Origin of the sequence: Nitrosomonas ureae (genome assembly GCF_900206265.1) — a bacterium.
GTDB classification, from domain to species: domain Bacteria; phylum Pseudomonadota; class Gammaproteobacteria; order Burkholderiales; family Nitrosomonadaceae; genus Nitrosomonas; species Nitrosomonas ureae_C.
Window position 1 is genome coordinate 1,821,238 of record NZ_LT907782.1, and the last position, 13,110, is coordinate 1,834,347.

10 protein-coding genes and 1 tRNA gene are annotated in these 13,110 nt (G+C 43.4%); 2 read left to right on the forward strand and 9 right to left on the reverse strand.

What is annotated here, in order from left to right:
• Positions 1–2: 2 nt before the first annotated feature.
• The 3 genes from CPG39_RS08550 to CPG39_RS08560 form a co-directional block, all read right to left on the reverse strand.
• Complete coding sequence (locus CPG39_RS08550) at positions 3–923, reverse strand: carbohydrate kinase family protein (protein ID WP_096292908.1); 921 nt, start codon at positions 921–923, stop codon at positions 3–5.
• A 319-nt stretch (positions 924–1,242) separates the two neighbouring features.
• Positions 1,243–1,319, reverse strand: a tRNA-Arg gene (locus CPG39_RS08555).
• Between the two features lie 135 nt (positions 1,320–1,454).
• Positions 1,455–2,738 carry an HlyC/CorC family transporter gene (locus tag CPG39_RS08560; RefSeq protein ID WP_096292909.1) on the reverse strand — a complete coding sequence of 428 codons (1,284 nt, stop codon included), beginning with the start codon at positions 2,736–2,738 and terminating at the stop codon, positions 1,455–1,457.
• A 265-nt stretch (positions 2,739–3,003) separates the two neighbouring features.
• Here CPG39_RS08560 and cphA (CPG39_RS08565) point away from each other — a divergent pair, with 265 nt between their 5' ends.
• A complete protein-coding gene (gene cphA, locus CPG39_RS08565; protein ID WP_096292910.1) occupies positions 3,004–5,325 on the forward strand; it encodes a cyanophycin synthetase in 2,322 nt (773 codons plus the stop codon).
• The gene (cphA, locus tag CPG39_RS08570) at positions 5,322–7,895 is read left to right on the forward strand and encodes a cyanophycin synthetase (protein ID WP_096292911.1); all 2,574 of its coding nucleotides are present in this window, start codon (positions 5,322–5,324) and stop codon (positions 7,893–7,895) included. Before cphA (CPG39_RS08565) ends, cphA (CPG39_RS08570) begins: the two co-directional genes overlap by 4 nt.
• Before the next feature lie 116 nt (positions 7,896–8,011).
• On the opposite strand, the gene CPG39_RS08575 is transcribed toward cphA (CPG39_RS08570), so the two are convergent.
• From CPG39_RS08575 to CPG39_RS08600, 6 genes are all read right to left on the reverse strand, one after another.
• A complete protein-coding gene (locus CPG39_RS08575; protein ID WP_096292912.1) occupies positions 8,012–9,253 on the reverse strand; it encodes an EAL and HDOD domain-containing protein in 1,242 nt (413 codons plus the stop codon).
• Positions 9,254–9,423: 170 nt separating this feature from the next.
• The gene (locus tag CPG39_RS08580; RefSeq protein ID WP_231990256.1) at positions 9,424–10,209 is read right to left on the reverse strand and encodes an HDOD domain-containing protein; all 786 of its coding nucleotides are present in this window, start codon (positions 10,207–10,209) and stop codon (positions 9,424–9,426) included.
• 280 nt (positions 10,210–10,489) lie between these two features.
• Positions 10,490–10,750, reverse strand: coding sequence for a YfhL family 4Fe-4S dicluster ferredoxin (locus CPG39_RS08585; protein ID WP_096292914.1), 261 nt, complete (start codon positions 10,748–10,750; stop codon positions 10,490–10,492).
• A 17-nt stretch (positions 10,751–10,767) separates the two neighbouring features.
• Positions 10,768–11,244 (reverse strand): pantetheine-phosphate adenylyltransferase, encoded by a 477-nt coding sequence (gene coaD / locus CPG39_RS08590; protein ID WP_096292915.1) that lies wholly within the window; start codon positions 11,242–11,244, stop codon positions 10,768–10,770.
• The gene (gene rsmD, locus CPG39_RS08595) at positions 11,237–11,791 is read right to left on the reverse strand and encodes a 16S rRNA (guanine(966)-N(2))-methyltransferase RsmD (RefSeq protein WP_096292916.1); all 555 of its coding nucleotides are present in this window, start codon (positions 11,789–11,791) and stop codon (positions 11,237–11,239) included. The genes coaD and rsmD overlap by 8 nt, the downstream gene beginning before the upstream one ends.
• 12 nt (positions 11,792–11,803) lie before the next feature.
• Complete coding sequence (locus CPG39_RS08600; RefSeq protein WP_096292917.1) at positions 11,804–13,108, reverse strand: M16 family metallopeptidase; 1,305 nt, start codon at positions 13,106–13,108, stop codon at positions 11,804–11,806.
• Positions 13,109–13,110: the final 2 nt, after the last annotated feature.

Here is a 13,110-nt window from a genome sequence, read left to right on the forward strand (position 1 = left end):
CGTTATCTGTTCCAATCCGCAATAAACGGTTCATAAAAATCAGAAGCATCAGGAATAGCTCCTCGTATTTCGCACAAAGCTGCAGCAAAGGCATTAGCGCGCGATAAGGTAAGCTTAATAGGCCATTTGCGCAAAAGCCCAAGGATATACACAGCAGCAAAACCATCCCCGGCACCGACTGTATCCATCACAGGGCGTGAAGATATCAATCCATTTATATTGCTTACTTTGCCATCTTTATCGAGTTGCCAAGCACCTTCTTCGCCACAGGTAATCAGTATGCTATCCAAGTCAAACTGCTTAAGCAACGCCGCGGCTTTTTGTTCTCGGTTTATACCGGTTAGCCCAAAAAGTAGTGCCAATACATCCAATTCTTCCTGATTTATTTTAATCAGGTTTGCATGTATCAAAGAATACTCTAGGGTGTGCAAGTCATACCAAGGCTTACGTAAATTGATATCCAGTAAACAGGGTACCTTGCCTTGATTACTGAGAAACAATGTTACCAGGGCATGAGCGGATATTGCGTTGCGCTGCGCCAAGGTACCAAAGTAAATTAATTGCGGACACGTGGCCAGAGAAATGCTATGCGACATACCTGCATGGATAAAGTCATAAGCCTGTCCGGGTAAAATTTCAAAACGATGCCCACGATCTTCCAAATGAACCATGACTTGGCCAGTCGGGTGTAAATCATCACGCTGTATACCGCAATCATCCATCCCCGCATCTTTGATCTGAGCAAGCAGTTCGTGGCCGAGTTCGTCATTTCCGATACGCGATATTAATACCGGATGCAGACCCAATGCTTTCAAGTGACGCGCAACATTAAACGGAGCACCGCCAAACACTCTTCGGTCATCGAATATGTCTGCCAGAACTTCCCCGAATAATATTATTGTTTCTGATCTGATAGAGGTCATGGCTACCCACCACTTTCTTGGTTTAATTTCATAGCTAAATCCTGAGGCTCACTTTGGAGCGAAACAACCCATAATGAAAATGCTTCAGGCAATACAGCTTTTTGAGACTACTGAAAATAGCTATGCTTCTTGTGGATAAAAAATAGCATTCTGTGCGGCACAGAAATTGCCAAGGAGCATCCTTTACACCTTACCATACCCAACGCGCAAATAGGAAATCATCAATAAATCGATCGAGAACTCTCACAGGGATAGAAAAATAACTGACGCACACCGTGTTTGCGAAGCAAACACCAGATTAGTGGCTTTTGACGAGATTTGGCGCGCCCAACACGATTCGAACGTGCGACCCCCGCCTTCGGAGGGCGGTACTCTATCCAACTGAGCTATGGGCGCTCTGATAAAAAAACGGGTTAAATATTTGCCGAGCGACAGAATAACCGCTTTTATTACTCCCGTCCAACCGGGATTGTGCAGGGTATAACAATCCTATGTAGCAGAAGCACCAAAATTAATGTTTTTCCCATCCGCTCACTCAGAATGTTTTGTTTCTACTTCAGCAGAAGCTGGAAAAATTTTAACAGTTTTTACAATCCGATTTTTAGTTTGAATAACTTCCATTGGATAACCAGCTATATTAAGACCCGTGCCTGCTTCGGGAATATCTTCAAAAAATTCTAAAATTAATCCATTGAGAGTTTTCGGTCCATCTAGCGGAAACTGAAAATCAAGCTTGCGATTCAATTCGCGCAACAATGTTCTTCCTTCGACAATAATACTGCCATCTTCCTGCTTCAGAAAAGTATTGGTTTGGGTGGGCGCTTGCGTGGTAAATTCGCCAATAATTTCTTCAATGATATCTTCCAATGTGATCAACCCTATCCATTCCCCATATTCATCAACGACTAATCCCACTCTTTTCTGGTTTTCCTGAAATAGCTGTAGCTGTGAAAATAATGAAGTACCCGAAGGAATGAAATAAGGTTTGCGCATCACTTTTTCCAAAGTGGAAGCTGTGATTTTGCCTCCTTGCATTTGATTCAACACCTTACGCACATGCACAAGACCCACAATATTATCCATGCGTTCACGGAAAATTGGCAAGCGCGTGTGATGACAAGTTAACAATTGCGCATGAATAAGCTCATCATCAGCATTTAGATCAATCGCCTCAATTTGGTTGCGTGGAACGATGACATCATCAACTGTAATTTGTTCAAGATCAAACAGATTCAACAACATGTTTTGGTGTTTACTCTGTATAAAATGCCCTCCCTCCAGCACCAGCATCCTAAGTTCTTCCGTGCTTATTTTTTGCTCCAGCTCCGTACTTTGTGGCTTCAACCGAAACAGGATTAATAATCCACTAACAAACAAATTTACAAACCACACAATGGGGTAAAAAATAATCAGTAGAGGCGTCAACACATAACTTGCTGCTAGAGCGATACGCTCGGGATAAGCAGCGGCAATGACTTTGGGGGTAATTTCGCTAAATACGAGGATGGCAAAGGTTACTGCTATTGTTCCCATAAACAGCGCAAACTCATCCTGCACAAAAAGTGTAGCAATAATAACCGCCACCAGCGTTGCAGAAGCGGTATTCAGTAAGTTATTTCCGAGTAATATGACGCCCAATAGCCGATCCGTTTTTTCAAGCAATTTTACCGTTAATCTAGCGCCACGGTGACCTTGCTTGGCAAGATGTCTTAATCGATAGCGGTTAATCGCCATCATACTGGTTTCGGATAACGAGAAAAAACCTGACACAATCAATAAGATCACCAATGTAATCAACATGATGTGCAATGGCATATCATCCAAGAAGCACCTCTACTTGAAATAATGAATTGATAGTAATTTTTAACAAACTTTTGTTATTCTGAATTTAAACGGACGTTTGTCAATAAAAAAAATAATAATTCATCGTATTCATCTTATAAACTCATATACATCAACGATCAAAATTTGAATAGCAGCGCAATTCATAATAGTTTAGTTCCGAGAATTTGTTCCGCACTTGTAAGCCAATTGATTTATAAAGCGTTAGGATGAAGTTTTCTTCCTAATTCCAAATCTTATGTCTGACAGCTTTAATTCCAATGATAACGGTATAAAAGATATCAAGTTTCTGGAAATTAAGCACCTGAACGGCCCGAATATTTGGACTTATTATCCTGTGCTTGAAACAATAGTTGACATTGGTGAACTGGAAGACTTTCCTTCCGATAAGATTCCAGGTTTTTATGACCGCCTATTACAATGGCTCCCAACCTTAATTGAACACCGCTGCAGTTATGAAGAACGCGGAGGTTTCTTGCGTCGAGTAAAGGAAGGTACTTGGCCGTGCCATATTCTTGAGCACGTAACACTGGAATTGCAGAATCTGGCCGGTATGCGCGGCGGTTTCGGCAGAGCGCGCGAAACTGCGGTGCGTGGTGTCTATAAAGTAATTGTAAGCGCCTGGCATGCAGAAGTGACAAAATCTGCGATGTATGCAGCGCGTGAATTAGTCTTGGCGGCCATGAACTTTCAACAGTTGCATAATCCAGCTTTTGATGTTGAGCGCACTATTGAACATTTACGGGATTTGGTTGATTCCCTCTGGCTCGGTCCCTCTACAGCGTGTATCGTTGATGCAGCGGTAGCACGCAATATTCCTGCAACCCGCCTTACCGCAAAAGGAAATCTAGTACAACTGGGATATGGAGTTCGTTGCCGTCATATCTGGACCGCCGAGACAGACTTTACCCCAGCCATTGCAGAAGGTATTTCGCGTGATAAAGACTTAACTAAGACACTTCTGCAATCCTGTGGCGTCCCTGTTCCTGCAGGACGCATCGTGGAAAGTGCTAAGGCCGCATGGGAGGCAGCTAAAGATATCGGATTGCCCGTTGTCATCAAGCCATGTGATGGAAATCATGGACGCGGAGTCTTCATTGAATTATGTCAGCAGAGCGAAATTGAATCCGCTTATCAGATTGCTTTAAATGAAGGCTCGGGTGTTCTGGTTGAACGTTATATTGCAGGTACGGAACATCGTCTATTAATTATTGGAGGAAAACTGATAGCTGCGACCAGGGGTGATTCAGTTTCAGTAACCGGAGATGGTGTGGCCACTATTACTGAATTAGTCGAATCACAAATCAACTCCGATCCGCGCCGCGGATCAACAGAAGACCACCCGCTAAATCCAATCTGGTTGGATAGTGCTGCCCAAATGGAAATTGCACATCAAGGATATCAGAGTGATTCCATTGTGCCTGCTGGGGTCAGAGTTTTGATTCAAAGAAATGGCAATCATGCATTTGATGTGACCGATCAGGTTCATCCCGGGACCGCAGCTGCAGCATCATTAGCCGCTCGTGTCATTGGACTGGACATCGCTGGGATAGATCTGGTAGCCGGAGACATTTCGCGCCCACTGAATGAACAAGAAGGGGCTATTGTTGAAGTCAATGCGGGCCCTAGCCTGTTGATGCATATCAAGCCAGCGGTGGGTATGCCTCGGCCAGTGGGAAAAGCTATCGTTGATCACTTATTTCCGGATCAAGAAAATGGCCGGATTCCTATCATCGGGGTTTCTGGCAGTTATGGTAAAACATCAGTAGCCCTATTGATTGCAAGACTGCTTATTCTTTCTGGGAAACAAACCGGTTTGGCATGTAGCGATGGACTTTATCTTAATTATCGGCAAATTGATCAACACAATTGCGCCAATTGGGCAGCAGCAAACCGCACACTAATCAATCCAACGGTTGAGGCCGCAGTTTTTGAGAATGGTTTTGATACTCTGTTGAATGAAGGTTTGGCATACGATAGCTGTCATGTCGGTGTAATTACCAATATTCATCCGGCCAATCACCTGGGCCCCCATGGAATCGAAACCCACAAACAAATTTTCACGGTATTCCGCACACAAGTTGATGTGATAACACCCACGGCCGCGGCTATTGATGATGTCGATAAGACGGTAAAGTTACCTATTGGAGCCGCGGTACTCAATGCACGGAACGGGATGTTGATCGAGATATCTACACTCTGCCACGGCGAAGTGATTTTTTTCAGTATTGAACCCGAATTACCAGTGATTGTGCAACATCGCACGCATGGAACCGGACCGCGTCGTGGCAAACGTGCCGTCATAATGCGCAATGACGTGATTATACTTGCATCAGGTGCAAATGAGTTGCCCCTGATAAGCATTGGTACTATAACCGGTGCATATAATGTCCAAGCTCTGGAAAATATTCTTGCAGCTGTCGGTGCTGCGTGGGCACTGAATATTGAACCCGATCTTATACGCGCGGGAATTAACGCTTTTGGTTTCCTCCAAGAAAAATATGTAACAGAGAATCAGTCTGTTGGAATCGATTTACAGACTCAGGAAAAGGATTTATGAAAATACTGCGTATTCGTACATTGCGTGGACCTAATTTATGGAGTCAGCACACTTCTATTGAAGCTATTATTCATTGTGTTGGCTCTGAAAAGAACATAGAAAACATCCAAGGTTTTAAGGCACGATTGTGTAGCCGCTTTCCTGAAATTTCTTTGCTACGACTTTCCGATCAGCATGAAACCATCACAATAGCGCATGTGGTCGAATCTGCCGCACGGGATTTGCAACTACAAGCGGGTTGTTCGATAAATTTCAGTCGCACGGTTCAAACATCCGAAGTTGATACATTTCATGTCATAGTAGGTTACAGCGAAGAAAAAGTAGGGCAGCTTGCATTTAAGTTGGCGCAGACCCTATGTATATCAGCTATCACCGATACCGATTTTGATTTAGCCGATGCATTGCATCGATTACGCAAACTCTATGAGGATATTCGTCTGGGCCCCAGTACGGGCGCAATTGTTCAGGCTGCTGTTGCACGTGGAATTCCATTCCGCCGATTAACTGAAGGCAGTTTGGTGCAATTAGGCTGGGGTAGTAAGCAACGCCGCATTCAGGCTTCCGGGAGCGACAAGACTAGCGCAGTTGCCGAATCAATAGTGCAGGATAAGGAATTAACCAAAACTTTGTTGCATGCAGCTGGAATACCTGTCCCACTGGGACGGAGCGTGAGTAACGCGGAAGATGCTTGGGCAGCCGCTCGCGAAGTAGGTATGCCGGTAGTCATAAAACCACGAGACAGCAATCAAGGAAAAGGTGTAACTGTTAACCGGATTAACGAAGACGATGTGAAAGCGGCTTATATGATTGCATCTGAAATTAGCAATAATGTGATCGTGGAACGCTATATTCCCGGATATGACTATCGTATGCTGATCGTAGGCAACAGATTAATCGCAGCAGCACGACGCGATCCACCGCAGGTGATTGGAGATGGCATTCTTACCATTCAAGAATTGGTAGAACAAATTAATCGTGATCCAATGAGGGGGGAAGGACATATCGCTTCATTAACTAAGATTCAACTGGATGAAATTTCTCTTGCTCATCTTGCCATACAGGGATTGACAGCGGCGTCAGTTCCGCTGAAAGGAATGCATGTTGTATTGCGAAATAATGCCAATTTATCCACAGGCGGTACGGCTACTGATGTGACGGATGATGTTCATCCCGATTTAGCAGCACATGCAATTGCTGCAGCGCAGGTGGTGGGCCTGGATATTTGCGGCGTTGATGTAGTTTGTAACACCGTGATGAAATCTTTGGAAGATCAAGGGGGCGGCATAATAGAAATTAATGCATCACCAGGGTTACGCATGCATCTCCAACCGTCTTTCGGTAAAGGACGTGCTGTAGGCAAAGCTATCATTGATTACATGTTTACACCAGGCGAGGATGCGCGCATTCCGGTTATCGCTGTGACGGGCACCAATGGCAAAACCACCACTACCCAGCTGATAGCCAGCATTCTGGAGAAAAGCAACAAACGAACAGGGGTTGCTTGTACAAATGGTGTTTTTATTGCCGGACAATGTATCGATACTGGAGATTGCAGTGGTCCCAAAAGTGCCAGAAATATTCTTTCTCATCCAGATGTTGATGCTGCAGTGCTAGAAACTGCACGAGGTGGATTACTGCGCGAAGGCCTGGGATTCGATCACTGTGATGTAGCTGTTGTAACGAATATTGGCATGGGTGATCATTTAGGCATGGCTTACGTCAATACTGTAGAGGAACTGTCTTTAGTCAAACGTGTTGTTGTTCAGAATGTGAAATCTGAGACTGGTTTTGCTGTGCTTAATGCGGCGGATCCACTTGTCGCCAGCATGGCTGAATATTGTCCCGGCTCCGTCATTTTCTTTGCACACAATAGTCATCATCCGGTATTGGCGAGACATCACGCTCAACATAAACGTGTGGTCTATGTCGAAAATGACTATATTGTTGCTGTAAGTGATTGCAGTGAATACCGCATTCCGTTGAACGAAATTCCATTGACAAAAAATGGCACAATCCGATTTCAAATCGAAAATGTACTCGCTGCTGTTGGTGCTGGTTGGGCGTTGGGAATAGGATGGTCCGATATTTGTGCCGGTGTAACTAATTTTGTAAACAATACACAAACTGCACCGGGTCGCTTTAATCTTTTCAATTACCGCAATGCTACCTTAATTGCGGATTACGGGCATAACCCAGATGCCATACAGGCGTTGGTAAGCGCAATCGAAAATATTCCATCCAGGAAGCGATCGGTGGTTATTAGTGCAGCCGGTGATCGACGTGACGAAGATATTCGCCAGCAGACACGGATTCTCGGTGACGCATTCGATGAAGTCGTTTTATATCAGGACAAATGCCAGAGAGGACGGGCAGATGGTGAAGTTTTGTCTCTATTACGGGAAGGCTTGGAAAACGCTAGACGTACACAAAAAATAAGAGAAATCATCGGCGAAGCTATTGCAATTGATGCGGCGTTATCCAATTTGCAGGATGGCGATTTATGCCTTATTCTCGTAGATCAAGTTGAGCAATCACTGGGACAAATTAATAATCGTATTGCATCAGGATGATAGCCCCGGCGCTTTACTCTGGCAAATCAAAAATTCTTAGGGCTATGTGGTACTGAAAGATACTTGAATTGTTTATATATGATGCTTGTTCACACACTGCACTATCGAATATGATTCTAGGCGGACTGATTGACTGCATCCTTGATTCGATTGGCCCACACGGTAGCTTCCAATTCCATCTTAATGAACTCATCCATGCCGATAAATCCCAACTCTGACAGCATACATGAAACTGCTTCATATTCACCTCTTTCATGGGCTTCAATTAATTCCAGCTGATGACCCAAATAGCCCCGTCGGGTCAAAAGAGCTTCACCCATATCCTTTTGGATACTGAGCGTGCTCACAAGCTCGGACATCTCCATCCCAAGCAACGTATCAAGTAATGATAATACCCCTACCATAAAGGCACGATCCTGATGATTTTTATCATGCGGACGATCCGCAATGGCGATTGATTCCAATAATCTGCCACGTACGGTGGCTGTCTGCATTAATGCGTCCGACGCACCACCATCTCTTTGCTTGGCGGCATAGAGCAATATCTGTATCCAACGCTGAAGCTGTTTCCGGCCAATAATCATAATGGCCCGTTTGATAGAATTAATCGTGCTTGGCAAACCGCTTGCAGCGGAATTTACCATACGCAGCAGGTTATAGCTTAAGCCGGGTTGAAACTTAAGCTCGTTCTCAATTTCAGTAACTTCGCCGTCTTTAACAACTAACAGTAATAGCTTTAATAGAGATAGCTTCGAAGGGTCAATGCGTTTTCCCGAAATAATTTCTGGTTTTGCAAAATAAAAGCCTTGCAGCATCTGAAAATTCAATGCGATACAATTTCTGGCGATTTCCTTACTTTCAACTTTCTCTGCCAACAATAAAACAGGCCAGCGTTTTAGCTTATTTATAAGATTGTGAAGGTTGCTCTGATTTAATGCAGTAATATTAATTTTAACTATATTGATAAGCGGCATTATGCGTTCAAACCGTTGATCCAGTTGAATGACATTAGAAAGTGCCAATTGATAGCCTTTTTGCTTTAAGAATAAACAGCGTTGTATGATTTCATCATTGATTTCTACACTTCTCAATATTTCAAGTACTACATGTTTCTTTGGAAGCATACAAATTACATCATTCATCAATAGCTTAGCATCAACCTTAATGAACCCGCGCCGTTTGCCTATCACATTTTCTATGCCTAGCTGTCCGTAGGTATCAATGATGACATTGGCTGAAGCAGCGGAATCATCGGTAACTTCTACACCGTTATTTTGATTGGAACGAAATAAAAGCTCAAATGCTACTAAATTTTGTTTACTATCCAGAATTGGCAATCTACCAAGATAAACTTCCATTCAATATTCCTTCTATAACTTTACGTTACTCTGTATGCATTTGTTTATCGTTCGGAATTAGAACGAATTGAGTTTTTGTAAAACATCACGAGGTTATGTAATAAAAGAAGTAATCATACAAGGCATGAGAAAATGGATTGCTTGAAGAATATATGATTTCAGATTGACAGCTAATGGATAGCATTAAATACTTCAATGACTTGTAATTTAGCTACCGTAATAACTGATTCTACAATTTCTGCTGTCAAACCAAGATAATTCCAAGTTTTAAGAGCACAATCTGATATCGCTGTTTCGAGGTTTAGCGGTTGATTGGTACAAGGCTGGATATAGTTAGCGATACTTATGGCTGCACAAAGTGTATTGGCATCAGATTGATACTCTCCACTTCCCATGGGGTCAGATTGATATTCGACCATTTTCCATATATTGGGGGGTAGTTTCCATTGTTTTAAAAGTTCGGCGCCTAATTGCGCATGCGTAAAACCAAAAATCTTCCGCTCTTCTTGCATTGCGGCATCTTCACCTTGATTCATGCAATTCAATATCTTCGCAGATTCTTTCGGAAACTGACTAAAAAGAATTAATCTCCCAACGCCATGCAACAACCCTGCAATGAAAAAGCGCTCTCGATTATCCACACTTGACGCCAGCAGACGCGCAGTTACACCACTCGTAACGCTGTGATTCCAGAATGTATCCATATTGACCAGATCAGATGGAATTCCTTTAAAAGTTGTCGTTACTGATGATGCAATCACCAGATTACGCAATTCTTTATGCCCGACAATGGAAATGGCTTTCATAACGGTTTCAATCTTGCCAGAGAAACCAAAATAAGTACTGTTTGCGAACTTCAATAGTTTTGCCGTTAATGCAGGATCACTTGAGATAATACGTTCTAACTCCGTATTCGTTGCTTCTTCTGAATTAATTAAATCATTAATGCGAAACACAACATCCGGTAAGGAAAAAATAGATCGAACGTTAGTAATTATTGTACATGGATCCATTTAAGTCTCAGAAAAATTTAAACTAGCGCTCATTCTAACTTTGTTGTGAATATTTAGGGTGCTGGCTCTGCACAATCACGCTCGTTGCCACCTGGAATCTTCAAATTGAGGTGCCAGTATGCAAAGTAAAGATTAAACGAAGATCACTCATTTTGCACTAATGATTAAACGGAGAAAATTGTCTGATTTCTCTGAGAAGTATAATTTAATTCAGACAAAAACTTTAAGATATTGATTTTCCAGTAACGAGAGCTAAATACTTTGCCTGGAGCTGTTCCTTACTTTCTACGATGGTAGGGTTGAGTGTAATGCAATCTACCGGGCAAACCTCTATACATTGAGGTTCATTGTAGTGCCCGACACATTCTGTACATAGACTAGGATCAATCTGGTAAATTTCTTCACCTTGCGAAATCGCACCATTGGGACATTCGGGTTCGCAAACATCGCAATTGATACATTCATCAGTAATCATTAGTGCCATCTATATTCTCACAATTATTAGGTTAATTTCTCGCTTAATTTTTTTGCGACCAGTGGATGTACAAACGTATCAGCATTCCCGCCGAGCGATGCGATTTCACGCACGATAGTTGCAGAAACAAACATATACTGTTCTGATGGCGTCATGAATAAAGTCTCCACATCAGGATATAACCCACGATTCATTCCGGCCATTTGGAATTCATATTCAAAATCCGAAGCTGCACGCAAGCCGCGCACAATTATCCGTGACCTTTGTTGCTGCAAAAAATTCATCAATAAGCCAGAAAACGCCATAACCTTGACATTGGAGCAGTCTGAGAGAACCTCCCGTGCCATCTCCACCCTTTCCTCCAGGGTAAAAAAAGGTTTCTTGCTGCTGCTTACAGCGATTGCAACAACAATCTGATCGAACAAACGTGAGGCGCGTCTAACTAAATCTTCATGCCCGCGGGTTATTGGATCAAACGTACCGGGATAGATCGCTTTATCCATAGTGCACAAACTCCAATAGTTGATAACGAACAGTTCCCGCCTTTGCGCTGCGATGTACCCTCCATTGCTTATCCGGAGTCCATGTATCTCTGGCTTCAGAATAAACCAGTCCATCCTCTTCAAGATGTGACGACAGCAGTGACATTAATTGAGGAAGCAAATCAAGCCGATAAGGTGGATCAAGAAAAATGACATCAAATTTACGTACATCAGATTGCATAAAATCTAGCGCATTCATCAGGAGCAGTTCAACCTGCATCGCTTGCAACTTCTCTTTATTTTCTCTCAGTGCCTTATATACTTGCACATCATTATCAACCATAACCACGTGTGCTGCACCACGTGATGCAGCCTCGAAGCCTAATGCACCGCTGCCTGCAAACAAGTCGAGGCAACGCAAACCGCTTAAATCCTGCTCCAACCAGTTAAAGACGGTTTCACGCACTCTATTGGCGGTAGGTCTTAAATCAGGATGCTCCGGAAATGTCAACAAACGGCTGCGCCACTGACCACCGATGATGCGGATTTTTCCCTGAATTAACGTCATACTGAAAATTCTTTACTCGATCGCTCCGGCAATTACGGTGACCATACCATCGGGTTGAATTCGCCGTTGAAATGCTTGCCGAATTTGCTCGGCAGTTACCGCCTCAACGGCTACCAGATAATCTGTCAGATAAGTAAGTGGCAATTGATAAAAACCAATTACGGATAGGAAGCCTAATATTTTGCTGTTACTGTCAATCCGCAACGGAAAACCACCAATAATGTTTTGCTTGGCTGCTACCAGCTCTTTTTCCATCGGGCCATTCAATACAAAATCTTTAAGTACTTTCTGGGTTAAAGCAAGCGCTTCTTCTGACTGCTCTTTTTTTGTTTGCAAGCCAATTTGAAACGGTCCTTGTTCTTTATATGGCGCAAAGAAACTGTAAACACTATAAGCCAAGCCACGTTGTTGACGCACCTCTTCCATCAGGCGTGAAACAAACCCTCCACCTCCCAGGATATGATTTCCAACTAACAGGGGAAAATAGTCAGGGTCACTTCGGCGTAATCCAGGGTAAGCCAATTGGATGTGACTTTGTGCGGCAGGATGAGACAATCTTTTTGTTTCCACCACAGGAATTGCGACAGGAGGAACATCCCTTGATTGCCCGGTTGAAGGTAAACTTTCAGTCAATTTTTCTGCAATTGCCGCCGCCTCCAGTCGGGTTACATCACCGATGATCGCTATCACAGCGCCCTCTGCTACATAATGCGTGCGATAAAAACTCAGCAGATCTTCCCGCTGTAATTTACTAAGTGTCTCAACCTCTCCTTGTTCATTGAATCCATAGGGATGATTACCATATAGCATTTTCATTAATTCACGTTCGGCAATATAATCCGGTTTAGTGCTGGATTCTTTTATACTTGAAATAGTGCGCGCTTTTTCCCTCGATAAGATAGCGTGCGGGAATTCCGGAAATTGAATAATTCGTGCAAATACATCCAGCGCTTGCTTGCGCTCCCGTTCACTACTTAGAGTACGTAAAACGATGCCAGCGCGATCCCGATCAAAATGACTTCTAGTTTGCGCTCCCACATCGGCTAATGCAGTGGCAATTTGATCCTCAGAAAATCCCCCTGCACCCAGGCTGAGCAGCTGCTGCACCAGACTGGCACAACCTGATTGACGGGGAATATCCATGCTGCTACCGGCCGCAAATTCGACACTCACATCCAGTATCGGGAGATCATGATTTTCCACAAAATATACCCGCGCACCGGAAGAAGCCTGCCAGAATTGGATAGGCAGCGAAGCTAATGCCCACTGGGAATAAAAGACAAACAGCATGAGTATTAAAAAAAAGAATTGCTTCATTG